Source organism: Rhizobium sp. Nf11,1 (genome assembly GCF_050587665.1).
GTDB lineage: Bacteria > Pseudomonadota > Alphaproteobacteria > Rhizobiales > Rhizobiaceae > Rhizobium.
Map to the genome: position 1 here is coordinate 35,252 of NZ_JBOBHU010000004.1, position 25,500 is coordinate 60,751.

20 protein-coding genes and 1 tRNA gene are annotated in these 25,500 nt (G+C 61.0%); 9 read left to right on the forward strand and 12 right to left on the reverse strand.

Annotation, left to right across the window (positions count from 1 at the left end):
• Positions 1–50: 50 nt before the first annotated feature.
• Positions 51–2,438: a phosphoketolase family protein gene (locus tag ACQ7C1_RS08000; protein ID WP_430957905.1), complete on the forward strand. Its 2,388-nt coding sequence runs from the start codon at positions 51–53 to the stop codon at positions 2,436–2,438.
• Positions 2,439–2,486: 48 nt separating this feature from the next.
• Here the strand turns inward: ACQ7C1_RS08000 and ACQ7C1_RS08005 are convergent, their stop codons facing one another.
• Complete coding sequence (locus tag ACQ7C1_RS08005) at positions 2,487–3,377, reverse strand: helix-turn-helix domain-containing protein (RefSeq protein ID WP_430957906.1); 891 nt, start codon at positions 3,375–3,377, stop codon at positions 2,487–2,489.
• A 118-nt stretch (positions 3,378–3,495) separates the two neighbouring features.
• On the opposite strand from ACQ7C1_RS08005, the gene pobA reads away from it, so the two are divergent.
• From pobA to ACQ7C1_RS08040, 7 genes are all read left to right on the forward strand, one after another.
• Complete coding sequence (gene pobA, locus ACQ7C1_RS08010; RefSeq protein ID WP_430957907.1) at positions 3,496–4,668, forward strand: 4-hydroxybenzoate 3-monooxygenase; 1,173 nt, start codon at positions 3,496–3,498, stop codon at positions 4,666–4,668.
• 185 nt (positions 4,669–4,853) lie between these two features.
• Positions 4,854–6,026, forward strand: a complete 1,173-nt coding sequence (locus tag ACQ7C1_RS08015; RefSeq protein WP_430957908.1) for an ABC transporter substrate-binding protein — start codon at positions 4,854–4,856, stop codon at positions 6,024–6,026.
• 67 nt (positions 6,027–6,093) lie between these two features.
• Positions 6,094–6,957 carry a branched-chain amino acid ABC transporter permease gene (locus tag ACQ7C1_RS08020; RefSeq protein ID WP_430957909.1) on the forward strand — a complete coding sequence of 288 codons (864 nt, stop codon included), beginning with the start codon at positions 6,094–6,096 and terminating at the stop codon, positions 6,955–6,957.
• Between the two features lies 1 nt (position 6,958).
• Positions 6,959–7,960: a branched-chain amino acid ABC transporter permease gene (locus ACQ7C1_RS08025; protein WP_430957910.1), complete on the forward strand. Its 1,002-nt coding sequence runs from the start codon at positions 6,959–6,961 to the stop codon at positions 7,958–7,960.
• A complete protein-coding gene (locus tag ACQ7C1_RS08030) occupies positions 7,957–8,721 on the forward strand; it encodes an ABC transporter ATP-binding protein (protein WP_430957911.1) in 765 nt (254 codons plus the stop codon). The genes ACQ7C1_RS08025 and ACQ7C1_RS08030 overlap by 4 nt, the downstream gene beginning before the upstream one ends.
• The gene (locus tag ACQ7C1_RS08035) at positions 8,702–9,418 is read left to right on the forward strand and encodes an ABC transporter ATP-binding protein (RefSeq protein WP_430957912.1); all 717 of its coding nucleotides are present in this window, start codon (positions 8,702–8,704) and stop codon (positions 9,416–9,418) included. The genes ACQ7C1_RS08030 and ACQ7C1_RS08035 overlap by 20 nt, the downstream gene beginning before the upstream one ends.
• A 204-nt stretch (positions 9,419–9,622) precedes the next feature.
• Complete coding sequence (locus ACQ7C1_RS08040) at positions 9,623–10,453, forward strand: VCBS domain-containing protein (RefSeq protein WP_430957913.1); 831 nt, start codon at positions 9,623–9,625, stop codon at positions 10,451–10,453.
• 419 nt (positions 10,454–10,872) lie between these two features.
• On the opposite strand, the gene ACQ7C1_RS08045 is transcribed toward ACQ7C1_RS08040, so the two are convergent.
• Positions 10,873–10,949, reverse strand: a tRNA-Met gene (locus ACQ7C1_RS08045).
• Positions 10,950–11,085: 136 nt separating this feature from the next.
• Complete coding sequence (mnmA, locus tag ACQ7C1_RS08050; protein WP_430957914.1) at positions 11,086–12,285, reverse strand: tRNA 2-thiouridine(34) synthase MnmA; 1,200 nt, start codon at positions 12,283–12,285, stop codon at positions 11,086–11,088.
• A gap of 464 nt (positions 12,286–12,749) precedes the next feature.
• On the opposite strand from mnmA, the gene ACQ7C1_RS08055 reads away from it, so the two are divergent.
• Positions 12,750–13,016, forward strand: coding sequence for a hypothetical protein (locus tag ACQ7C1_RS08055; protein WP_430957915.1), 267 nt, complete (start codon positions 12,750–12,752; stop codon positions 13,014–13,016).
• A 106-nt stretch (positions 13,017–13,122) separates the two neighbouring features.
• On the opposite strand, the gene serA is transcribed toward ACQ7C1_RS08055, so the two are convergent.
• From serA to tolB, 9 genes are all read right to left on the reverse strand, one after another.
• Entirely contained in the window at positions 13,123–14,718 is a 1,596-nt protein-coding gene (gene serA / locus ACQ7C1_RS08060; RefSeq protein WP_183698890.1) for a phosphoglycerate dehydrogenase, read from the reverse strand.
• A gap of 77 nt (positions 14,719–14,795) precedes the next feature.
• On the reverse strand, positions 14,796–15,974 hold the full coding sequence (locus tag ACQ7C1_RS08065) for a phosphoserine transaminase (protein WP_085779314.1): 1,179 nt from the start codon (positions 15,972–15,974) through the stop codon (positions 14,796–14,798).
• Between the two features lie 190 nt (positions 15,975–16,164).
• Positions 16,165–17,001 carry an outer membrane protein gene (locus ACQ7C1_RS08070; RefSeq protein ID WP_430957916.1) on the reverse strand — a complete coding sequence of 279 codons (837 nt, stop codon included), beginning with the start codon at positions 16,999–17,001 and terminating at the stop codon, positions 16,165–16,167.
• 254 nt (positions 17,002–17,255) lie between these two features.
• Entirely contained in the window at positions 17,256–18,608 is a 1,353-nt protein-coding gene (gene glmM, locus ACQ7C1_RS08075; RefSeq protein WP_011426682.1) for a phosphoglucosamine mutase, read from the reverse strand.
• Between the two features lie 240 nt (positions 18,609–18,848).
• The gene (ftsH, locus tag ACQ7C1_RS08080; RefSeq protein ID WP_085779317.1) at positions 18,849–20,780 is read right to left on the reverse strand and encodes an ATP-dependent zinc metalloprotease FtsH; all 1,932 of its coding nucleotides are present in this window, start codon (positions 20,778–20,780) and stop codon (positions 18,849–18,851) included.
• 97 nt (positions 20,781–20,877) lie between these two features.
• Positions 20,878–22,335 (reverse strand): tRNA lysidine(34) synthetase TilS, encoded by a 1,458-nt coding sequence (gene tilS, locus ACQ7C1_RS08085; protein WP_430957917.1) that lies wholly within the window; start codon positions 22,333–22,335, stop codon positions 20,878–20,880.
• An 11-nt stretch (positions 22,336–22,346) separates the two neighbouring features.
• Positions 22,347–23,333, reverse strand: a complete 987-nt coding sequence (gene ybgF / locus ACQ7C1_RS08090) for a tol-pal system protein YbgF (RefSeq protein ID WP_430957918.1) — start codon at positions 23,331–23,333, stop codon at positions 22,347–22,349.
• 159 nt (positions 23,334–23,492) lie between these two features.
• Complete coding sequence (gene pal, locus ACQ7C1_RS08095) at positions 23,493–24,029, reverse strand: peptidoglycan-associated lipoprotein Pal (RefSeq protein WP_011426686.1); 537 nt, start codon at positions 24,027–24,029, stop codon at positions 23,493–23,495.
• Between the two features lie 152 nt (positions 24,030–24,181).
• Positions 24,182–25,492 (reverse strand): Tol-Pal system beta propeller repeat protein TolB, encoded by a 1,311-nt coding sequence (tolB, locus tag ACQ7C1_RS08100; protein WP_430957919.1) that lies wholly within the window; start codon positions 25,490–25,492, stop codon positions 24,182–24,184.
• Between the last annotated feature and the right edge of the window lie 8 nt (positions 25,493–25,500).

Sequence of the window (25,500 nt, forward strand, 5' to 3'; positions counted from 1 at the left end):
CGCTAACGGCTAGAACTGACGTTGAACGTGTTTTCGAACGGGAGAAGCCAATGGAAAAGCATGTCTCGACCGCCGCCGCCCTGACCGATGCTGAACTCACCCTGATCGACCGCTACTGGCGGGCCGCCAACTATCTCTCGGTCGGCCAGATCTACCTGCTTGCCAATCCGCTGCTGCGCGAGCCGCTGAAGTCAGAGCACATCAAGCCCCGTCTGCTCGGCCACTGGGGCACGACGCCCGGCCTCAACTTCATCTATGCGCATCTGAACCGCCTCATCCGAGCCCGCGATCTCGACATCATCTACATATGCGGCCCCGGCCACGGCGGGCCGGGCATGGTCGCCAACACCTATCTCGAAGGCACCTACAGCGAAATCTATCCCGATATTTCCGAAGACGCCGAGGGGATGCGCAAACTCTTCCGCCAATTTTCCTTTCCCGGCGGCATTCCGAGCCATGCGGCGCCGGAAACACCGGGGTCGATCCATGAGGGCGGCGAACTCGGCTACGCCCTCGTCCATGCCTATGGCGCCGCCTTCGACAATCCCGACCTCACCGTCGCCTGCATCGTCGGCGACGGTGAGGCCGAAACCGGGCCGCTCGCCGCCAGCTGGCATTCCAACAAGTTCCTCAATCCCGCCCGCGACGGCGCCGTTCTGCCGATCCTGCATCTGAACGGCTACAAGATCGCCAATCCGACCATTCTCGGCCGGGCCGGTGACGACGACCTCCGACGTCTCTTCGAAGGCTACGGCTACGAGCCGCTTTTCGTCACCGGCCATGAGCCGCGCAACATGCACCAACAAATGGCTTCGACGCTGGACCGGGTCTTCGAGCGCATCCGCGAGATCCAGGAGCAAGCCCGCAGCGGCAAGAGCACAGCCGGCTGCCCGCGCTGGCCAATGATTGTGCTGCGCAGCCCCAAGGGTTGGACAGGCCCAAAGGAGGTCGACGGCAAGAAGGTGGAAGATTTCTGGCGAGCCCACCAGGTGCCGGTCTCCAACTGCCGCGGGAATGACGACCACCGCAAGATTCTCGAGGACTGGATGCGCGGCTATGATCCCGAAGACCTGTTCGGCGCCGACGGCCGACTGAAACCGGAACTGCGCGCCCTTGCCCCCGCTGGCAAACGCCGCATGGGCGCCAATCCGCATGCCAATGGCGGCTTGCTGCGCAAGGAATTGGCCGTGCCCGATATTCGGGATTATGCAGTCGACATCGGCAGGCGCGGCAGCGTTGTCGCCCAATCGACGGAGATCCTTGGCCATTACCTGCGTGACACGATGAAGCTCAACGCCAAGGCGGCAAACTTCCGCATCTTCGGCCCCGACGAGACGGAATCGAACCGCCTCGGCAGCGTCTTCGACGTCACCGACCGTGTCTGGATGGAGGACATCCAACCCTATGATGTCCACCTCTCTCGCGATGGGCGTGTCATGGAGGTGCTCTCCGAACATCTCTGCCAGGGCTGGCTGGAAGGTTATCTCCTGACTGGCCGGCACGGCCTCTTTTCCTGTTACGAGGCCTTCATCCACATCATCGATTCCATGTTCAACCAGCACGCCAAATGGCTGAAGGTGACGCGCGAGCTCGAATGGCGAAAGCCGATCTCATCGCTGAACTACCTGCTGACCTCGCATGTCTGGCGACAGGACCATAACGGATTCAGCCATCAGGATCCTGGTTTCGTCGATCTCGTCGCCAACAAGAAAGCCGATATCGTCCGCATCTACCTGCCGCCGGACGCCAACAGCCTGCTCTGGGTCGGCGATCATTGCCTGCGCACCTATGACCGCGTCAACGTCATCGTCGCCGGCAAGCAGCCGGAGCCGCAATGGCTGTCGATGGACGAGGCGGTGAAACATTGCGAGACCGGCATCGGCATCTGGCACTGGGCAAGCAACGAGGAGGACACGATCTCGCCTGATCTCGTCATGGCCTGCGCCGGCGATGTCCCGACGATGGAAACGCTCGCCGCCGTCGATCTTCTGCGCAAGGCCATTCCCGAGCTGAAGATCCGCACCGTCAATGTCGTTGACCTCTTGGCGCTGCAATCCAGAGACCAGCATCCGCACGGCCTTGCCGACGAGGCCTTCGACGCGATCTTCACCGCCGATAAGCCGGTCATTTTCGCCTATCACGGCTATCCCTATCTCATTCATCGCCTGACTTATAAGCGCGCCAACCACGAAAACATCCACGTCCGCGGCTTCGTCGAGGAGGGAACGACGACCACGCCTTTCGATATGACCGTCCTTAACGCACTCGACCGCTACCATCTCGCCATCGAAGCCATCGAGCGCGTGCCGGGCCTGAAGGAGAAGGCGAAGGACGCGCTGGCCGCCTTCCGCGGCAAGCTCGCGGAACATCATGATTACGTCAGGGAACATGGCGAGGACATGCCGGAGGTGCGGAACTGGATGTGGCCAGCCGCGTGAGACATCTGCGACTGACGCACGCGATGTCGGACGACCGAATGCCGGACCCTATGCCCGTTCAAGCCGAGCTTTTTCGTTCATCCGCCAGACCCGCGGCGTTTCGCCCGTATATTTCAGGAAGAAGCGCGAGAAATAGGCGGGATCAGCAAAGCCAAGGCGAAATCCGATCTCCTGAACGCTGCCGATGGTAAAGACGAGCTGGCGCTTCGCCTCTTCGATCAATTTCCCGGCGATCAGCTCATGCGGGGTGTTTCCTGTCATGGAGCGAACGATACGGCTGAGATGCGTCGACGAAATGCCGAGTTCCTTGGCATAGAAGGAAGCCGGCCTGTGCGATCGAAAATGCTGCTGGATCAGTTCGTCCAGCATCTCCATCCGCCGCTCGTTCTCGTTTGACGGAAGCTCCTGTGCATGTCCTTCATGCGAAATCCGCGCCGTCAGCCGCAACGCCAGCCCGACATAGGCAGCCAACACCTCGTTGCGGCCACCGCGGCGGTTTTCGAATTCGTCGCCGAGCCGCCTCAGCGTCTGCATGACATAGGCAGCCTCGGCGTTATCGGGAGCGAGCGGCGTCAGAAGCGGCATCGCCAGCCACTCGCCCAGCTGGCTTCGCTCGCCTGGCGGGTGGCTAAGATGGGACCTCAATATAGTGATCACCAGGCCGTCGATATCACGTGAGAAGCGAAAGCCGTGATTGAGCCCAGGGGGAACCGTGATGATCGCAGGCGGGCAGATGGCGTGGTTCCTGTTGCCGAAGATCGCATCGCCCGAACCGGCTTCGATGTACAATATCTGAAAGAAGCTCTCGTGGCGGTGAAGCCGAATTTCCCATTGATGCAGGCTGCTGCGGGAGCGAATTGTTTCGCAATGCAACCAGAATTCCGGAGATCGCCCGGTATTTTCGCCATAGAGCTCGTAGGTCGGTATATGCCTGCTCATCGGCTCTCTCCTGTGCCAATGTTCGATAAGTGCAATTTTTCGGTCGGAATGTCCATTGTTGCGGCAATGGCGGCACGGCAGAATCTGACAAAACGCAAAAATGCGAGGGAGGAAGCATTTGCGAACTAAGGTCGCCATCATCGGTTCGGGGCCATCCGGCCTTCTGCTCGGTCAGCTTCTGACCGAAGCTGGAATTGACAACGTCATCCTCGACCGCGTGAGCAAAAACTATATCCTCGGCCGCGTCCGCGCCGGCGTGCTGGAGGAAGGCACTGTCGGGCTGTTGGACGAGGCCAAAGCTGGAGATAGATTGCATGCCGAAAGTTTGCCGCATGACGGCTTCTCGCTGGCCTTCGACGGGCGCGACCACCGCATCGATCTTCACGAACTGACCGGCGGCAGGCGCGTGACCGTCTACGGACAGACCGAGGTGACGCGCGATCTCATGCAGCGGCGAGAAGCTTGTGGCGTCCTTTCGATCTATAATGCCGCCGATGTGGCTCCGCATGATTTCGACGGTGGCTCGCCCTTCGTTACCTACACGAAGGATGGTATCTGCCACCGCATCGATTGCGATTTCATCGCCGGCTGCGACGGCTTTCATGGAACGAGTCGCCGAGCCCTTCCCGAACGGGCGATCCGAAGTTTCGAGAAGGTCTATCCCTTCGGCTGGCTCGGCCTACTCGCCGACGTGGCGCCGGTCAGCCATGAACTGATCTACGCCAACCACCCGAGGGGCTTCGCGCTCTGTTCGATGCGCTCGGCCACGCGCAGCCGCTACTATATCCAGTGCCCGCTTGACGCGAAGATCGAAGACTGGAGCGACGAGCGCTTCTGGGACGAGTTGAGACGGCGCCTGCCGGCCCATCACGCCGAAGCATTGACGACCGCCCCATCCTTCGAAAAATCGATCGCTCCGTTGCGCTCCTTCGTCGCCGAGCCCATGCGTTTCGGACGGCTCTTTCTCGTCGGCGACGCCGCCCATATCGTGCCGCCAACCGGCGCCAAAGGGCTGAACCTTGCAGCTAGCGATGTCCATTACCTGTTCTGCGGGCTCCTCGAGCATTACCGCGAAGGCTCCGACAGCGGCATCGACGCCTATTCGCAGACGGCGCTCGCCCGCGTATGGAAAGCCGTGCGGTTTTCCTGGTGGATGACGACCATAATGCACCGATTTCCGGATACCGGCGATTTCGATCAGAAGATCCAGGAAGCCGAACTCGACTATCTCACCCATTCCCGTGCGGCCTCGACGGTGCTCGCGGAAAACTACGTGGGATTGCCGTTCTGACACGAAGATCGAGCATGAAAGTCGCGCATAGACGCAGCGAACAACGAGTGGTTATGACCACGCAGAACCATAACCGGCAAATCATGTGTTTGGGGATTTATTTCATTTTACATCACCATTTCGCATGACAAGCTAACCAGAAATTCAATACGGCGCTGGAGTACGCCGAAAAGGGAGAGAGAAAAATGAGGAAGCTGTTTCTGGCCGCCGCTGCGGCAATTGTTATGGGCACCAGCGCCTATGCCGACACGATCAAGGTCGGCGTCATCGGGCCGTTCTCCGGTCCCTTCGCGCTCCAGGGCAAGAACTTCAAGGCCGGCATCGAAGCCTATATGACTGTCAACGGCAACAAGGTCGGCAGCGACGCGGTCGAGATCGTCTACCGCGACGTGCCGCAGGCCGATCCGGCCCAATCCAAGGCGCTGGCGCAGGAACTGATCGTCAAGGAAAAGGTCCAGTATCTCGCCGGCTTCTATTTCACCCCCGACGCCATGGCGGTGACGCCGATCCTGAAGCAGGGCAACGTGCCGATGATTATCATGAACGCCGCCACTTCGGCGATCGTGACCAAGAGCCCGCTCGTGGTGCGCACCTCCTTTACGACGTGGCAAACCTCGACGCCGATCGCCAAGGTCGCTTTCGACGCAGGCGTCAAGAAGGTGATCTCGGTCGTCAGCGATTACGGCCCCGGCATTGACGCCGAGAATGCCTTCAAGGCCGGCTTCGAAAAGGCCGGCGGTCAGGTGGTCGAGGCGATCCGCATGCCGCTTGCCACCAACGATTTCAGCCCGATCATGCAGCGCATCAAGGATTCCGGTGCAGAGGGCGTCTTCGCCTTCCTACCGTCGGGACCGACGACACTCGGCTTCGTCAAGGCTTACAATGAAAACGGCCTGAAGGCCGCCGGTATCAAGTTCTTCGCGCCGGGTGATCTGACGCAGGAATCCGATCTGCCGGCGCTCGGCGATGCCGCACTCGGCATCCAGACGACCTTCCACTATGCCGTTTCCCACGACTCGCCCGAGAACAAGGCCTTCGTCGAGGCTGCCGCTAAGGCGATCGGCAACAAGGCTGAACTCTCCTTCCCCTCGGTCAGCGCCTATGACGGCATGTATGTCATCTACAAGATGATCGAGGCGACGGGTGGCAAGCAGGATGCAGAGAAGGCTGTCGACGCGGTCAAGGGCCTTGCCTGGGTGAGCCCGCGCGGCCCGGTCTCGATCGATCCGGAAAGCCGGCACATCACCCAGAACATCTATCTGCGCGAAGTCGTCAAGGCCGATGATGGGACCTACATCAACAAGGAGATCCAGACGTTCGAGAAGCAGGGCGATCCGGGCCTCGCGGCGGCCAAGTAAGATTGCGGCATCCGGACCGGCGGCGGGCTCGCGCATCGCGCCCGCCGCATCAAAGTAAGGTATTTTCATGCAGACAGTCTTCAGCATCGCCGTCGACGCCTTTGCCTATGGCATGGCACTCTTCGTGATCTCGATCGGCCTTTCCGTGACCATGGGGCTGATGCGTGTCGTCAACCTGGCGCATGGCGCCTTCGCCATGATCGGAGGCTACATCGCCTCCTATGCCGCCCGTGACCTCGGTCTTAGTTATGCTGTCGCAGTCGTCGCGGCCGTCGTCGTCACGATCATCATCGCAATTCCGCTCGAGCGTTTTCTCTACCGCCGGATCTATGGCGCCCCTGAACTGACCCAGGTGCTGATGACAATCGGCATCACTTTCTGCGTCATCGGCATCGCGAACTACGTGATGGGACCGACGCTGAAGACGATACCGCTTGCCGGCGCCTTGCAGGGATCGGTCGATCTCGGATTCCGCACCATTCCCGTGCACCGGCTTTTCGTCATCTTCTGCGGTCTCGCCGTTGCGCTCGCCCTGTGGTTCGCGATCGAGCGAACGAGCTTCGGGGTCAAGCTGCGCGCCTCCGTCGACGATGCCGCGATGGCTGCCGCACTCGGCGTGCGCACCGAGATCATCTATGCGGTGAGCTTTGCCGTTGCCGTCGGGCTTGCCGCCTTCGGCGGTGTGGTCGGCGCCGAGCTGCTGCCGGTCGAACCTTACTACGCGCTGCGCTATATGGTGACCTTCCTCGTCGTCGTCTCCGTCGGCGGCGCCGGCTCCATTCCGGGCGCGCTGATTGCCTGCCTGCTGCTTGGCGCCATCGATACGACGGGACGCTATCTGATGCCGGAATTCGGGGAATTCTTCTTCTATCTCGCCGTAATCGCTATCATCTGCGTCTTCCCGCGCGGCCTTGCCGGAAGGATGAAATAGGATGACGCTCGTCATGAACAACGAAACCGAACGCCTCCGGCATCGGCGCGCAGTGAATGCCGATCTTCTCGGAGTAGCGGTGATCACGGCCATCGCCGCGATCGGCTATTTCGCCTTTCCCGACAATCTGGCGCTTCTGACGCGGATGATCACGATCGCCCTGCTCGTCCTGTCGCTCGATCTCGTGACCGGTTATTGCGGCGTCGCAACGCTCGGCCATGCCGCGCTGTTCGGCTCCGGCGCCTATGCCGCCGGGATCCTGTCGGCGCATTACGGCATCAACGACCCGCTGCTGATGATGCTTGCCGGCATAACAGGGGGTGCGGTTGCCGGGCTGCTCTGCGGCGCGATCATCCTGCGCGCGCATGGGCTGCCGCAGCTCGTGCTGTCGATTGCGCTCGTCCACCTCTTCCATGAATTTGCCAACAAGGCCTCCGCCTGGACGGGAGGCAGCGACGGGCTTTCCGGCATCGCGCCGGATCCGATATTCGGCATTTTCGAATTCGATCTCTACGGCCACACCGCCTTCTTCTTCGGAGCGACACTGCTCGTCATCGTCTTCGTGCTGCTGCGATTGCTGGTTCGCTCACCCTTCGGCATGCTCTGCCGCGGCATCCGGCAAGACCCGCTGCGCATCCGCGCCATGGGCGGCTCGCCGAAGGCCGCTCTCATCAAGATGTACGTGATCTCAGGCGCCGTTGCCGGCGTCGGCGGCGCGCTGAATGCGATCTCGACCCAGGTCGTCGGGCTCGACAGCCTGTCCTTCACGCAATCGGCCGAAGCGCTTGTCATGCTCGTGCTCGGCGGCACCGGCTTCCTCTTCGGCGCGCTCTCCGGCACCGTCATCTTCATGTTCTTCGAAGATTATGTCTCGGCCGCCAACCCCTTTCACTGGCTGACCATGGTCGGCGCCCTGCTGATCGCCGTCGTGCTGTTTGCGCCGAAAGGCCTCTACGGAACGGCCGCCGCCTTGATCGGCCGCCGGAAGGAGACGCGCGCATGAGCCCGGTCTTCGAAGTAACCAATCTCAGGAAAGCCTTCGGCGGCCTTGCCGTCACCAATGATGTCTCGCTGGCAATGGCGCCCGGCGACCGCATCGCGCTGATCGGCCCGAACGGCGCCGGCAAGACCACCTTCGTCAACCTCGTCACCGGCAATCTCTCCCCCGATTCCGGCGAGGTTCGCCTCGGCGGCGAGGCGGTGACGAAGGTGGATGCGATCGGCAGGGTCAAACGCGGCCTCGTCCGATCCTTTCAGGTGACGCGGCTTTTTCAGGATATGACGCCCGCCGAACATGTGGGGCTCGCCGTCCTTCAGCGTGACGGAAAGACCCGCAAGATGTTCGGGAATTTCCTCGCCATGCCCGACGTCATGTCGGAGGTCGACGATCTCCTGGGTAAACTTGGGCTGGCCTCGCTAATGCATCGCAGAGTCAGCGAGATCGCCTATGGCCAGCAGCGGCTCCTCGAAATTGCCGTGGCGCTGGCGCTGAGGCCGAAGGTGCTGCTGCTCGACGAGCCGGCGGCCGGCGTGCCGCAAAGCGATACCGGCCGAATCGAACAGGCGCTGGCCGACCTTCCCGCCGATCTCGCCGTCCTGATGATCGAACACGACATGGATCTCGTCTTCCGTTTTGCCAAGCGCGTCATCGTGCTGGCGGCCGGCGCGATCATCTTCGACGGCCTGCCGGCCGATGTCACCAAGGATGTCCGCGTGCGCGAGGCCTATCTCGGGAGCTATGCCAATGCCAGCCCTGTCGCTTGAGGTTGAAAACCTGTCGGCCGGATACGGGCCGACGCGGGTGCTCGAAGGCATCTCCTTCACCGTGCCGGCGGGCGCCCGTCTTGCCGTGCTCGGCCGTAACGGCATGGGCAAGACCACGCTGCTGGCAACGCTTGCCGGCCAGACCAGGCGGTATCAAGGCCAGATCCACCTCGGTGGTTCGGATGTCACCGCAGCACCGAGCGGAATGCGCGCCCATAGGGGCCTCGGCTATGTGCCTCAGACACGCTGCGTCTTTCCGACGTTGACGGTCGAAGAGAACCTTTTCGTCGGTCTGAAGGCGCGGCCGAAGACGGCGCTGGAGGAAGCCTATGCCATGTTCCCGCGCATGAAGGAGCGCCGCCGAAACCTCGGCAACCAGCTCTCCGGCGGCGAGCAGCAGATGCTTTCAACAGCCCGCACCATTCTCGGACGCCCGTCCGTGCTATTGCTCGACGAACCGTTGGAGGGCCTGGCCCCCGTGATCTGCGAGGAACTGATGGCGGCCTTCACAGAACTCGCCAAATCAGGCGACATGACGATCCTTCTGGTCGAACAACGCATTCAGAGCGCGCTCGATTTCGCCGATCGGGTCATCATTCTCGAACGCGGCAGGGTGGCCTGGACCGGAACGCCGTCGGACTTGTCGAAGGATCACGAAGCAGTAGAAAGCTTGCTCGGAGTGGGCGGCCTGCATTGAAGCAATCAATGCAGTATATCGTCATGATCACGTCATCATCAGACTGGCAGACGTCGAAGCCGACGCCTCTACTTGGATATTTGAGCTGCAGAAAATTGCGCCTGTCGGGTTTGACAGCTGAATTGATCTGACGCTCCGTCAATTTCGTTGCCAAGCACCCGAAAGGGTTGCATATTCAAACAATACTTCAGACGGGAGGTGGAAATGGCAAACCACAAGCCGATCGCAGGTGACGTATACCAGCCTATTTTCGATGTCGACAAACCGATTGACGGCAACATTCTGGACAGCACCAGTTACATTGATGCCGACGGAGATCTTGTGCGTCTCAACTTCGTGAACGGGCAGCGAATTCCGCAACCGCCCAATCCGGATGGACCGGCCACGACGACGATCGAGGGAAAGTACGGCACGCTGACCGTCTATTCCAACGGCTATTACACCTATGAACTCGATCCCTCCAATCCGGTGGTATCAGCGCTCGGCCCGGGAGATCAACTCCTCGACCAGTTCAGTTTCAAGATTTCGGACGGTAGAGGCGCTACCGACTTTGGCTTGCTCAATATCGCTGTCGACCTGCCGGAGCGCGGCGACATCTTCGTCAATTTCGAGGATGTCGGCAAACACGATTTCCCCATAGGCTACAAGGGCTTCGATTGGGGCGCCTGGCACGATGGCGACGATGCAACGATACAAAAGGAAGCTGATGGCAATCATTATCTCTCAGGCGGCGTATTCTGGACGCCCATCCAGGCCGCAGATGGCGGCACCTTTCAGATCGAGCAATTCAGCGTGGCAAACGGCGCATCAGACTATGACAACGTTCTGACGATCGAAGGGAGGCTGAACGGCGATACCGTGTTCTTGGTCACGGTCAACGTGACCGCCGACAGCATTCATGACCCGCAAGTGATTGATCTCAGTGCCTATGGGCTGATCGACTATCTCATACTCGACACCGAACCCGTCATTACCGAAACGAGCGGGCCTGATTACTATGGCGCGCAATACGACAATTTTTACTTTGTCGTTTGAGAATGGGGGAGGTATCGGGTTCCCGAAGGCTTTCCCAGCTTACCGAGCGGCTTTTCTGGTAGCGATTTCTTGCGATAGCTGATCGACCTCCACCCTGCTAGCCTTCGATCGTGCGGAGGAGCACAAATCATACTGGCATGGAGGAAATGATGCAGTCAGTCGGAATTAAGTTGGCGGCGGTCATGTTCTCACTGGCCGTATGGGCTGCTATCATCGCTGCCGCATCCCATCTCTACGCGATGAAAATGCCTCTATTGCATTTGGCGCTCTACAGATAGCTGTTCTCGGCGTAGCGGATATCCTGAGGCTGAACTGTTTTGTCCGCTTGCCGCAGCGTTTGGAGCTGGAATGTGCTACCGCGTCCGCGTGAATGCAGCTCAATATCGAGCGCAAGGATCACAAATTCTTTAACAAAGAGATGGTAGCGGAGGAGGGATTTGAACCCCCGACACAAGGATTATGATTCCTCTGCTCTGACCTACTGAGCTACTCCGCCACTGCCCAAACGATACCTGCTCGCGAAGCGCTGCGGGCTCGTGGGATGAGCGGCTTATAAGGTGCGCTTCGGCTCTGTGTCAAGCGCAGGATGGAGAAAAACGCTGAGCTTTGCCGCCAGTCGTTTCCGATGGGTTTCAGGCGGCGACGGGGCCGGCCAGCAGAGCCTTCAGCGAGGCTTCGGCCGAAGGTTCGCGTTCGGAGCGTTCGATAAAACCGCCACCGAAGACGCGGGCGTCGTCACCGGGCGCCGAATAAAGCGCGCAGGCTTGCCCCGGCGCGATGCCCGCCTCGCCGACGGTCAGGTCGACATAGGTGCCTGTCGCATCGACATGCAGTACGGCAGGCGCCGGTGCCCGCGTCGAGCGGACCTTGGCGTAGCAGGCAAAGCCATCACCGGAAGCAGCCTGCGCGAGCGTCTCGTCGCCCAGCCAGTTGACGTCGCGCAAATAGACGCGGTGCGTCTCCAGCGCCTCCTTCGGCCCGACGATGACGCGGCGCGAACGGGCGTCGAGATAGACGACGTAGAGCGGCTCGCCGGTGGCGATGCCGATGCCGCGGCGCTGGCCGATGGTGAAATGCAGGATGCCTTCATGGTTTCCCAGCACGCGGCCGTCGAGATGGACGATTTCGCCGGCGAGCGCCGCATTCGGCTTCAGTTTGGTGATGATGTCGGAGTATTTGCCCTGCGGCACGAAGCAGATGTCCTGGCTGTCGGCCTTCTTCGCGACGACGAGGCCCATTTCTTCGGCAAGTCGGCGGGTCTCGGCCTTCGGCAGGCCGCCCAGGGGAAAGCGGAGATAGTCGATCTGCTCCTGCGTCGTGGCGAAGAGGAAATAGCTCTGGTCGCGGTCGGCATCGGCCGGACGGAATAGCGCGCGGCGGCCGGGATGTTCAGACGAGGGGTTCGGCCGCGACCGGATATAGTGGCCGGTCGCCAGCGCATCGGCGCCGAGCTCCTTCGCCGTTGCCAGAAGGTCGGCGAACTTGACGGTCTGGTTGCAGGAGACGCAGGGGATCGGCGTCTCGCCGGCTACATAGCTTTCGGCGAAAGGATTGATCACCGTTTCGCGAAAGCGCTTCTCGTAGTCGAGCACATAATGCGGAATGCCGAGCGTTTCGCAGACGCGGCGGGCGTCGTCGATGTCCTGGCCGGCGCAGCAGGAGCCGGCGCGGTGAACAGCGGCGCCATGATCATAAAGCTGCAGCGTGATGCCGAGCACGTCGTAACCCTGCTGTTTGAGAAGGCCGGCCACGACGGAGGAATCGACGCCGCCCGACATGGCGACGACGACGCGGGTCTCTTCCGGCTTCTTGTCAAAATCCAGTGTGTTCAACGGTGGTGCCAAATTCTGCGCGCTCATAACCCGCCCTTGCGCTGCAATTGCGGCGGATTGCTGATCTCAGGCGGGATCGGCCGCCTTTCTGGGTAAGCGACCGATATAGAAAGGATTGCAGCAGGACGCAAGGGGAGCCGATCGTTTCGCAATCGCGTCACAAAGGAAGGCGCGGCCGAAGTCACGCCTTGGAAGCTGGGTGCGGCTCAGGTGCCGATCAGCTTGTTGCAGGCGAATGCGATGCCTGGATTGGCGATGACAACAGACACGATTATCGAGAATGAATAGCGTTTCACATCATCCTCCATTTCAGCCCATATGAATTAACTCAAAATAACGAATGCTTGAACATCAACTAGCTCAACTGGATATCGCCGGACAATTAATTATCACCCTATGGAACTATTCCGTCGATCATGCGTTGGAAGTAATCAATGTCGCAATCGAATGCTGCGGAGGGTTTGATGGCCAGGTTCGGCACGACGACAGATTACAGCAGGATCAGAGATTGGATCGAGGCGCGCGGCGGTCATCCCGCCCGGATCAAGGATGCGAGGGATAGCGAAACTGTTCGCGTCGATTTCTCGGCGGACTCACAGGAGGAGATCTCCTGGGACGAGTTCTTCCAGGGTTTTGACGGAAGCAGACTCGCCTTCCTTCACCGCACGAAGGCCGAGGACGACAGAGCCCGCTTCGGTAAGATGGTCCGCCGCAAACGCCGGCACCACTGAAAATCATCATTCCCCAACGTAGAAAACCCGGCGCCGTTTCCGGCACCGGGTTTTCCATGTTTTCCTTGGGAGGAGGAAACCAGAGCAGGTCGCGCCGCGACGCGCTTTAGTCGATGTTGAAGGTCAGCAGCTTTGCCTGCCGGATCGCCTGATGCGCCGTCAACTGCGCCAGCACGCCATCATCCACCTCGCCGTCGACATAGAGCAGCGCAATGGCGTCGCCACCCTGCTTGTCGCGGCCGAGCTGGAAGTTGGCGATGTTGACGCCGGCAGTGCCGAGCGTCGTGCCGATGAAGCCGATCATGCCGGGGACGTCGGTATTGGTGATGTAGATCATATGCGAGCCGACATCGGCATCGAGATTGATGCCCTTGATCTGGATGAAGCGCGGCTTGCCATCCGAAAACACCGTGCCGGCGACCGAACGGGTCATGCTTTCGGTGGTCACCGTCAGCTTGATGTAACCGTCGAAGACGCCCGTCTTGTCGCGCTTGACCTCGGAAAGCACGATGCCCTTTTCCTTGATCATGATCGGCGCCGAAACCATGTTGACGTCGGCGACCTGCGGGCGGATGAGGCCGGCAAGCACCGCGCTCGTCAGCGCCCGCGTGTTCATGTTGGCGGTGACGCCGTCATAGAGGATTTCGATTTCCTTGATCGGCTCTTCGGTGACCTGGCCGACAAAGGCGCCGAGAACGTCGGCAAGCCGGATGAACGGCTTCAGGATCGGCGCCTCTTCCGCAGTGATCGACGGCATGTTGATGGCGTTGGAGACGGCACCGTTGACGAGGTAATCCGACATCTGTTCGGCGACCTGAAGCGCGACGTTTTCCTGCGCTTCGGTCGTCGAAGCGCCGAGATGCGGCGTGCAGACGACGTTCGGCAGGCCGAAGAGCGGGCTTTCCTTGGCGGGCTCGACCTCGAAGACATCGAAGGCAGCGCCGGCGACGTGGCCTGATTTGATGGCTTCGGCAAGGGCTGCCTCATCGACGAGGCCGCCGCGGGCGCAGTTGATGATGCGCACGCCGGGCTTGGTCTTGGCCAGCGCTTCCTTGTTGAGGATGCCGCGCGTCTTGTCGGTCATCGGCACGTGCAGCGTGATGAAATCGGCGCGGGCGAAAAGCTCGTCCAGCTCGACCTTGGTGACGCCCATCTCCTCGGCGCGCTCCTTGGACAGGAACGGGTCATAGGCGACGACATGCATTTTCAGGCCGATAGCGCGGGCGCAGACGATCGAGCCGATATTGCCGGCGCCGATGACGCCGAGCGTCTTGCCAGTGATTTCGACGCCCATGAATTTCGACTTTTCCCACTTGCCGGCCTGCGTCGAGGTATCGGCCGCAGGCAGCTGGCGGGCGACGGCGAACATCAGCGCGATTGCGTGTTCGGCCGTGGTGATGGAATTGCCGAAGGGCGTGTTCATGACGATGATGCCGCGACGCGAGGCGGCCGGGATATCGACATTGTCGACGCCGATGCCGGCGCGGCCGACGACCTTGAGATTCGTCGCCCCTGCGATGATCTTTTCCGTCACTTTGGTGGCGGAGCGGATGGCAAGGCCGTCATATTTGCCGATGACTTCGAGCAGACGATCTTTGTCTTTACCGAGCTGCGGCTCGAAATCGACTTCGACGCCACGGTCGCGGAAGATCTGGACAGCGGTTTCCGACAATTCGTCGGATACGAGAACGCGAGGTGCCATTGTGGCCTCCTTCAAAAGTGTTCAGCGATGATTGAAATCAGGGGCTCCGCCCAGTGGCGGAGCCGGATGCGATCACGTCAGGCAGCGGCCTGAGCGAGCTGCGCCTTCTGCGTTTCGAAAGCCCAGGAAAGCCACGGCATCAGCTTCTGCATGTCGGATGCTTCGATCGTGGCGCCGGCCCAGATGCGCAGGCCGGACGGCGCGTCGCGGTAATGGCCAATGTCATAAGCGACACCTTCTTTTTCCAGGAGGCCGACGAGGCCCTTGGCGAAATTCGCCTGGCTGTCGTCATCGAGCGCGGTGATGTCCTTGTCGACGATCTTCAGGCAGACGGAGGTGTTGGAGGCCGTTTCCGCCTTGACGGCGAGATTGGCGATCCAGTCGTTCGCCGCGACGAAATCGTGGATGACCTTGGCATTGGCATCGGCACGAGCAATCAGCGTCTGGAGACCGCCGATCTCCTTGGCCCAGAGCAGCGCGTCGATATAATCCTCGACGCAGAGCATCGACGGCGTGTTGATCGTCTCGCCCTGGAAAATGCCTTCCGTCAGCTTGCCGCCCGAGGTCATGCGGAAAATCTTCGGCAGCGGCCAGGCCGGCGTGTAGGTGGTGAGACGCTCGACGGCCCGCGGCGAGAGAATGATGACGCCATGGGCGCCCTCACCGCCCAGCACCTTCTGCCAGGAGAAGGTGACGACGTCGAGCTTGGCGAAATCGAGCTCCTGGGCAAAAGCGGCCGAGGTGGCGTCGCAGATCGTCAGACCCTTGCGGTCGGCAGGAATGAAATCGGCATTCGGCACGCGCACGCCCGAGGTCGTGCCGTTCCAGGTGAAGACGACGTCGCGGTCGAAATCGACGGCGGATAGATCGGGAAGCTCGCCGTAACCCGCTTCGAGCTTGCGCACATCCTTGAGCTTCAGCTGTTTGACCACATCGGTGACCCAGCCGGCGCCGAAGCTTTCCCAGGCGAGCATGTCGACGCCGCGTTCGCCGAGCAGCGACCAGAGCGCCATTTCGACGGCGCCGGTGTCGGAAGCCGGCACGATGCCGATGCGGTAATCTGCCGGCACTTCGAGAATTTCACGGGTAAGGTCGATCGCCTGCTTGAGCTTGGCCTTGCCGACCTTCGCGCGGTGCGAACGGCCGAGGGCCGCGTCGGAAAGGGCTTCGAGCGACCAACCGGGGCGCTTCGAGCAGGGGCCAGAAGAAAAATGGGTATTGTGCGGACGGATGTCCGGCTTTGCGGTCTTCGCCATGATGCTATCCTCTCAGATAGAAAGCCCTTCGTTGGGGAAGGGTGTCCCGCCGCCGTGTGTATGGATCGGAAGCGTCATAGTCAAGATCGAAGTGTCGCAAGCTGTAGATATTTTGACGCAGGCAGGGTGGCGAAAAAATGAAAAAGCCGCCCGGCGCGAGGGCGGCTTTCTGATGCGATGGTTGATCGGCCTACTTGTAGACCGGCTGCTGCAGCGGGATTGCCGGCGGCTCGTAGGCGACCGGCTGAGCGCAGCCACCGAAGAGGTAGCGGGCGCCCACGCGGGCTTCATGGGCGTTGAGGCCCCTGTCGCGGCCCGGGCCGCCATTATCGGCGTAGCCGAACATATTGCCGCCGTCGATATGCAGATAGCGGTAACCGACGTCGGCCTTGATGTTGCAGGTCACGTCGATCGAGGCGCCGGCCATAAGCGCATAGGTGAAGCGCCAGTTGCCCTTGCCGCCATGGGTCACCTCATCGTCGCAGAAGCTGCCGTCGTCGGCGCAGGCGACGTTGCGCAGGTTTTTCCACTTGACGTAGGAACCGCCGATACCGGCGCCGACATAGGGCGTCACATAGCCGTAGGTGCCGAGATCGACATAGGCGTTGGCCAGTAGCGTGTAGGCGGTCAGCGAAGAGCGGTCGCTCGAGGTGCAATCCACCAGCGGGAAGCCGCACTGCCCAGATGTCGAGCCCTTGAAATCCGCCTGGGTGAGATAGTCGAAAGTCAGATCGGTGCGCAGATAGCTGTTGATCTGGTAACCGACACCGCCACCAACCGTCCATGCGTCATCGAGATCGGCGTCGTCGAAATCGACCTCCGTGGCGTTGCTGCCTTGGAAATAGCGCGCGCCGCGCAGATCTGTGAAAGCATAACCGACATCGCCGCGCAGATACCAGCCGGTCGCTTCGCTGACGGTCACCTCCGGCGGCTGCTCCGGAATGGGCTCGGCAGGCGCGAGATCCGCAGAATAGGCATTTGTCGCTATCAAGAATGCGGCGAGGACGCCGGACAAGCTTCTTTTCATGGATTTCACTCCAAAATCCCGTTGCGTCGGCAAGCTCCGTCGCTGCCAATCTGATACGCTTTGCATGGATAATGAATTGGAAACGTTAAAAGCTGCTTAACCACGCTTGTTTACTTTGATTTCAAGCATCTCGGCCGCATGAAACAGAAGATCGACCGCGTCATGAAATGGTTTGCGCAGTGATACATGCCACCTACGCAACAAAAAAAGCCGGCGCTCACGCACCGGCCTTTTGATTGTCTGTTCTTGCAGGGTCAGGCAGCGGTCCGGACATTCGAGATCGTGCCGATCAGCTCGTTGACGATGCGCTCGATCTGGGCGCGGTCGTCGCCCTCGGCCATGACGCGGATCAGCGGCTCGGTGCCGGAAGGCCGGATAACGAGCCGGCCGTTTCTGGCGAGCTCGGCTTCGGCATCGGCGATCGCCTTCTGGACCTGAATATCCTCCAGCGGCTTGCCACCGCTGATGCGGACATTGCGCAGGAGCTGCGGCACCGGCTCGAAGCGGCGACAGACCTCGCTGACGGTGCGGCCGGTGCGCTTGACCGCGGCAAGGATCTGCAGCGCCGCGACCAGACCGTCGCCCGTCGTCCCGTAATCCGAAAGCACGATATGGCCCGATTGCTCGCCGCCGACATTGTAATTGTGCTGGCGCATATGCTCGACAACGTAGCGGTCGCCGACCTTCGTGCGGGCAAGCGCCATGCCGCGTTCGTCGAGGAAACGCTCGAGGCCGAGATTGGACATGACGGTGGCGACGATGCCGTTGCCGCGCAGCTGCTGGCTCTCGGCCCAGCTCTCGGCGATGACGGCCATCAGCTGGTCGCCGTCGACGATCGAACCGTTCTCATCGATAATGATGACGCGGTCCGCGTCGCCGTCGAGCGCGATGCCGATATCGGCGCGAACCTCGTCGACTTTCTTCTGCAATGCGACGGGGCTGGTGGAACCGCAATTGAGATTGATATTGGTGCCGTTCGGTTCGTTGCCGATGGTGACGACATCGGCGCCGAGTTCCCAGAGCACGGCGGGCGCCACCTTGTAGGCAGCACCATTGGCGCAATCGATCGCCACCCTCAGTCCCTGCAGCGTCACGTCGCGCGGCAGCGTGCGCTTAGCATGTTCGATATAACGGTCATGCACGCCGTCGACGCGCTTGGCCCGGCCGATATCGTCGGATTTGGCAAGCTGCGCGTTCAGGTCCTTTTCGAGCAGGTCCTCGATCTCGGCCTCGATGTCGTCCGACAGCTTGTAGCCGTCGGGACCGAACAGCTTGATGCCGTTATCTTCATAAGGATTGTGCGAAGCAGAGATCATTACGCCGATATCGCAGCGCAGCGAACGCGTCAGCATGGCGACGGCAGGCGTGGGGATCGGGCCGAGAATGAAGGCGTCGAGGCCCGCAGCCGTAAAGCCTGCCACCATCGCATTCTCAAGCATATAGCCGGAAAGGCGCGTATCCTTACCGATGACGACGCGATGACGGTGGTTGCCCCGGCGGAAGATCGTGCCGGCGGCGATGCCGACCCGCATGGCAAGATCCGGTGTCATCGGGAAGACGTTGGATTGACCGCGAATACCGTCCGTACCGAAATAGCGTCTTTTCATCTGCACTCCTGCGCTTTGGCGCGCCATTCAAGGCAGCGCATCGTTCCAAGCAAATCCGGCTTCAATGGATTGTCGTCAGTCCAGGAGCGTGATTCATGCTTGCTTCTCTTCAGCGGAATGCCACAAATTGTGGCAATCGGCACGTAAATTAGCGAGAAAAATGATTATATCCCGTTACCAATGAAAAAGGCCGGATCTCCCATCGCGGAAATCCGGCCTTTTTCGAGATCGTGTCGCAGCTCAATGCGGCTGCGGTTCAAGGCCGCCTTCGGGCTCATCGCCCTTGGTGGCTGGCCGCACCCCAGCCTTCGGAACGGCCGATCCGCGGCTCGGCGGCGAATCGTCGCCGAGGTCGCGGGACGGCTTCTCGCCGCGGATCAGAGCCTTGATCTCATCGCCGGTCAGCGTTTCGTACTCAAGCAGGCCTTCGGCAAGCGCGACGAACTCATCGTGCTTTTCCGTTAGGATCGTGCGGGCCTGGTCGTAGGCTTCGTCGATCAGGCGGCGCACTTCATTGTCGATCTTCTGCGCGGTCGCTTCCGAAACATTCTTCGACTGCGAAACCGAGTGACCGAGGAAGACTTCCTGCTGGTTCTCGCCATAGGCGACCTGACCGAGCTGGTCGGAGAAGCCCCACTGCGTGACCATGGCGCGGGCAAGCTTGGTCGCCTGCTCGATGTCGGAGGAGGCGCCCGATGTGATGTTCTCCTTGCCGAAGGTGAGCTCCTCGGCGACGCGCCCGCCCATCATGATGCAGAGGCGCGAGACCATCCATTTGTAGCTCATCGAGTAGCGATCGCCCTCGGGAAGCTGCATGACCATGCCGAGCGCACGGCCGCGGGGAATGATCGTCGCCTTGTGCAGCGGGTCGGCAACGGCGACGTTGAGCGCGGTGATGGCGTGGCCGGCCTCGTGATAGGCGGTCAGCTTCTTCTCCGCTTCGGTCATTGCCGAGGAACGGCGCTCGGCGCCCATCATGATCTTGTCCTTGGCGTCCTCGAACTCCTGCATGGTGACGACGCGCTTGTTGCGGCGGGCAGCCATGAGAGCGGCTTCGTTGACGAGGTTCATCAGGTCGGCGCCGGAGAAACCGGGCGTGCCGCGGGCGAGAACCTTCAGATCGACATTCGGCGCCAGCGGAACGTTGCGGGCATGCACTTTGAGAATGCGCTCACGGCCGACGATGTCGGGGTTCGGTACCACGACCTGGCGGTCGAAACGGCCGGGGCGCAGCAGCGCGGGATCGAGAACGTCAGGGCGGTTGGTGGCAGCGATCAGGATCACGCCTTCATTCGCCTCGAAGCCGTCCATTTCGACGAGCAACTGGTTGAGCGTCTGCTCGCGTTCATCATTGCCGCCGCCGAGACCGGCGCCGCGATGGCGGCCGACGGCATCGATTTCGTCGATGAAGATGATGCAGGGCGCATTCTTCTTCGCCTGCTCGAACATGTCGCGCACGCGGCTTGCACCGACGCCGACGAACATCTCGACGAAGTCGGAACCGGAAATGGTGAAGAAGGGCACGTTGGCTTCGCCGGCGACCGAGCGGGCGAGCAGCGTCTTACCCGTGCCAGGAGGGCCGACCAGCAGCACACCGCGCGGGATCTTGCCGCCGAGACGCTGGAACTTCTGCGGATCACGCAGGAATTCGACGATTTCCTCGAGATCCTGCTTGGCCTCGTCGACGCCGGCGACGTCTTCAAAGGTAACGCGGCCATGCGCTTCCGTCAGTAGCTTGGCCTTGGATTTCCCGAAACCCATCGCGCCGCGCGAGCCGCCCTGCATCTGCCGCATGAAAAACAGCCAGACGCCGAGAATGAGAAGCATCGGCAACAACGTGCCGAGATAGCTTAAAAAACCCGAAGAACCATCCGTTTCGGGACGGGCGGACACCAGCACATTCTTCTGCTGCAGGCGATCGAGCAGGCTGTCGTCGATGACAGGCGAATAGGTCTGGAAGGTGGAGCCATTTTCAACATAGCTTCCGGAGACACGGTTGCCCGTGACCACGACTTCCTTCACACGGCCCGCATCAACCTCACGCAGAAACTGCGAATAAGGGATATCGCGGGAGCCCGTCTGCGCCGGCGCCGTCTGAAACATGCTGAAAAGGGCGATCAGCAAAAGCGCGATGATCGCCCACAATGCGAAATTACGTAAGTTAGGGTTCATTGAACTCCCCAGCACTGCAACAGCCGCCTCATGGCGACCGTCTTATTAGGTTCTAACATAGGGTTGCCCCGCGCTATTGCCAAGGCAATCCCCCAAGTCAGATGGTTTTTCCGTCAATACTTCTTAAAGGCAGCCCCGCATAGGGCGCCATCGCGAAAACCGCCGAAAGCCTGTCGGCAAAGATGAAATCAAATCGTGTCAAAAAGCGGTCGAAGGGTGCGAAATAAGGCGTCAGTTCAACCATTGAAGCGGATTCTGGAGATAAATAGGCTCCATCTGAGGATAAGGCAGGCGCCGACGCGATTGCGCGTTTCCATGCGGATGTGGGAAGCCCCCTGCCTCGCCCTCCCTCATTCCTGTGCTCGTCACAGGAATCCAGCGCGCCCAAGTCCTTGGGCGCAGAAGACTCGTTACGCATCGGTGAGTCATTCACCGCGCCGACGCGCGGTGGCTGGATTCCAGGCACAGGAATGAGAGAGGAGCGCGCGGCCTGAGCTTCCACCCTCATGGTCGTTCCTAATCGGTTTTCAACACGGAACCTGCCATCCCAAACCCCCGTCTCCCCCGACTGCAATATCAGCGGCACCATCCCTCGGTACTCGCGCGCCAGATAAAGCCCGTCGCGCCTCAGATCGAACACCACTCTGCCGGCGGTCATCCGTCCCGGCGCGCTGCTGCCGGCGACGAATGCGAGAATACGTTCCATCTTCACCCTGCCCGGCGCGAATGGCTGCCCGCCGAATACCGCCGTCAGCCGGCCGAGCGTATAGTCGAGGACCGCTCGGTCCTGCCGCAACCCGCCAGGCATCACCTGCCCAAGCACGCCGCCGTGAAGCTGGAAATGGCGATCCAGCCATTCGGCGGCTCGAGACGAGAGAGTGAGCCGCTCCGCCCAGGCGGCGCGTATATCCCTCTCCACAGATGTATGGGCCGAAAGTTGCCGGCGCATCCGCACACGCTCGTAATTCGTATCCTCATTGCTCGGATCGTCGATCCACCGCACGCCCCGCGCCCGCAGGAAAGCGCGGATATCCATCCGAGTGGAAAATAGAAGCGGACGCAAAATCCAGAATCGCCGGTCGAAAAGCACGGCATCGGCAATACCGGTCGAAACCTGCTCCGTTCGCATGCCACGCATGGCAAGCGTTTCGCGCTGGTCGTCAAGCGTATGGCCGGTGACGATGAGGTTGGCGCCGAGCGCTTCGGCCGCCTCGGCTAGAAGGCTGTAACGGGCCTCGCGTGCCGCGGCCATGATGCCGGTTTTCGGTTTTTCGCCCTGCCATGTGGCGCTCATATGGGGAATGCCGAGGGCTGCACAGAGGGCTGCGACCTCTCGCGCCTCGTCTGCGGAACCGGCACGCAGCGCGTGGTCGACGGTCGCGGCACAAAGGGAAATTTCAAGATGGGGCGCGGCCTTTACGACTTCATCGAGGAGGAGAAGCAGGCCGGTAGAATCGCTGCCGCCAGAGATCGCGACGAGAATGCGCGCAGGACTTCGAAGCGATGCGAGAAACTGGCGGATCGCCTGTCGAGGCGATGCGGCGTCCGGAGACATTCCGGAAGACCTCAGCAGGCGAGGCGTTTCTGTTCGCTCGCAACCTTGCTTATGACGGCGCGTGACGCCTTCGGATAACGCTTCGAGACTTCGCGCAGGGTCGCGCAGGCGGTTTCCTTGTTGTCGAGGGCAGCAAGCGACATGCCAAGCTTCAACAGCATTTCCGGCGCCTTTTCCGAGCTGCCGTATTTCTGATGTGCGTTGAGGAAAGTCTTGGCCGCCTCGTTATATTTGCCCTGCGAATAGAGCGCTTCGCCGAGCCAGAAATTGGCGTCCGCCGCGCGTGCGCTGCTCGGGTAACGGGCGATGTACTGATTGAATTCCTGCTCGGCCGTGCCGTAATCGCCCGAGAGCACGTGGCCATATGCTGACTTATACTGATCCGCCTCGCCGCCGAGCGAGGCCGTCTGCTGCGGCGTGCCGCTGTTGGCAGTGGGAACCGGGCCGGAACCGATGGTGGCGTTTTCATCGACGCTTCCGCCGATCGCATTGCCGTTCTGGTCGAACTCGATCGAGCCGAGCTGCTTCGGCGGCTGGCCGAGGCCGGTATTGGCAGGCACATCGGTGGAGGGAGCCGTTTCGGCCCCCTGCGGTGCTTGAATCACTCTGGCGACGTCGTCGCTGCCGGACGCTGCCGGAGCGGCATCGGTCTCGCTCTTTTTGACCGGAGCCTTGGCGCCGCCACCGCTACCGGTTTTTTCGAGCTGCTGGAAGCGGAATTCATTGTCTTCCTGCTGCTTTCGGATCGTCTCCTGCATCTGCAGAAGCTGAAAGCTCATCTCCTCGATTCGGCCATTCAGCTGCCGCATCTGCTCTTCGAGCTGCTGCACGCGGATTTCCGCGTCTCCGCTCTGCACCTTGACGACGGGCGGGGCCGGCTGCTGTTCCGCGGATCGGCCGCCGAGATGCAGCCCGAAGAACGAGGCCGAATAAGCCGCCCGTTCGCTCCCGGTGATAGCCGCCAGGCACAGCATGCCTGCCACGACAAGTTTTTTCATATGTATCGTCCTGTCCCAGTGATTCTTCGCGCCATGAGGCACGAACAGGAGATTTTTCCAATTGCTGTCAAAAAGCAACGGAGTCTGGCCAAAGTGTGGTCAAAAAGAAAGGCGGCCCGCTGCGGGACCGCCTCTGCGAAAACGAATGATATCCGAAGATTACATGCCGGCGCCGCCGAGCACGGTGACCGCGCGGCGGTTCTGCGACCAGCAGGAAATATCGTCGCAGACGGCGACCGGACGTTCCTTGCCGTAGGAGATCGTCTTCATGCGCTGTGCCGGAACACCGCGCGAAGCGAGGTAGTCCTTGGTGGCAGCAGCGCGACGGGCGCCGAGTGCGAGGTTGTATTCGCGGGTGCCGCGTTCGTCGGCATGGCCTTCAACAGTGATCTGGTAGTTCGGGTAACGACCGAGCCACTGTGCCTGACGGTCGAGCGTCTGAGCGGCATCGGCGCGGATCGACGTGGAGTCGGTATCGAAGAAGATGCGGTCACCGACATTGACCGTGAAGTCCTGGGTCGAGCCCGGCGTCGCGGCGCCTGCGCCGAGACCCATGTCGCCGGCGCTGTTCGGCATGCCGCCGTTCTTCTTGTTCGCGCAGCTTGCAAGCGCGAGACCGGCCAGAAGCGCGATCATGACAGGGTTGCGGGCGAAATTCTGCATACGGCTCATTGCCGGGGTATGAATTCGGCTCATGGCCGGTCTCCTTGCGAGTTCATCAGGGTTTCCGGACAGTAACCGCACTCGGTTAACCGCCCCTCAAAGATTATGGTTAACAGTTTACTGATTTGTCCCGTGTCGCCCGGTTTCCACGACTTTGAGGCGACATAAAGGCAGTGATGCACTCGCTACTCCAGCAGCGGCGACCAGGCCGGGTCGGATGCATAGCTCGGCGTCTTCACAAGCTGCTCGTTATAACCAGTCAGATCAATCGAATAGAGTTGCGGGCCACCCGCGCCTGCCGCTTGGCGGAAGAACATCAGCACACGGCCGTTCGGCGCCCAGGTCGGGCCTTCATTGTGGAAGCCGGACGTCAGGATGCGCTCGCCCGAGCCATCTGGCTTCATCACGCCGATCGAGAACTTGCCGCCGGACTGTTTGGTGAAGGCGATGAGATCGCCGCGCGGCGACCAGACCGGCGTCGAATAGGAGCCGTCACCGAAGGAAATGCGGGTCTGGCCCGAGCCATCGGCGTTCATCACGTAGATCTGCGGCTTGCCGCCGCGGTCGCTTTCGAAGCTGATGCGGGCACCGTCAGGCGAATAGGAGGGCGAGGTGTCGATCGCCGCCGTCGAGGTCAGCCGCGTCGTCGTGCGCGAGCGCAGGTCCATCGTATAGATGTTGGAATTGCCTTCCTGCTGGAGGCTCATGATCACCTTCTGGCCATCAGGCGAAAAACGCGGCGAGAAGGTCATGCCGGGAAAGTTGCCAACGACTTCACGCTGCCCGGTTTCGAGCTGCAGCAGGTAGACGCGCGGCTGCTGGTTGGCGAAGGACATGTAGGTGACTTCCTGCCGGCTCGGCGAGAAGCGCGGCGTCAACACGAGATCGCTGCCGTCGGTCAGCGTCCGCACGTTGAAACCGTCCTGGTCCATGATCGCCAGCTGGCGCTTGCGCTGCTGCTTGGTGCCGGATTCGGAGACGAAGACGACGCGGGTGTCGAAGTATCCCTCTTCGCCGGTGATCTGCTTATAGATCGCGTCGGCGATGATGTGGGCCACACGGCGCCAATTCTCCGGCTGCGTATAGAACTGCTGCCCGGTCATCTGCTGCCCGGCGAAGGGATCCCAGAGACGGAATTCGGCGCGAAGACGTCCATCGGCCTCCTGCGTCACACGACCGGTGACCAGCGCCTGGGCGTTGATGACCTTCCAATCCTCAAACCGCGGCGCGGCATCGGGGTTGGAAATCTTTTCAATGAAGGCGCTCTTGTTGATGGGTGCGAAAAGGCCGGAACGCTGCAAGTCCGCGGCGATCACCTGCGAGACCTGCGCACCCATATCGCCCTGCAGGAAATCCGTCACCGCGATCGGCAGCGGCTGAACGTTGCCTTTTCGAATGTCGAGGGTGACGAGCGCATTGGCCGGCGTCGCAAAGACGGCAGTGGTCATCAGACCGACTGCGACCAAAATGGCGCGGAAAAAGGAACACTTTGTCATACCAAACA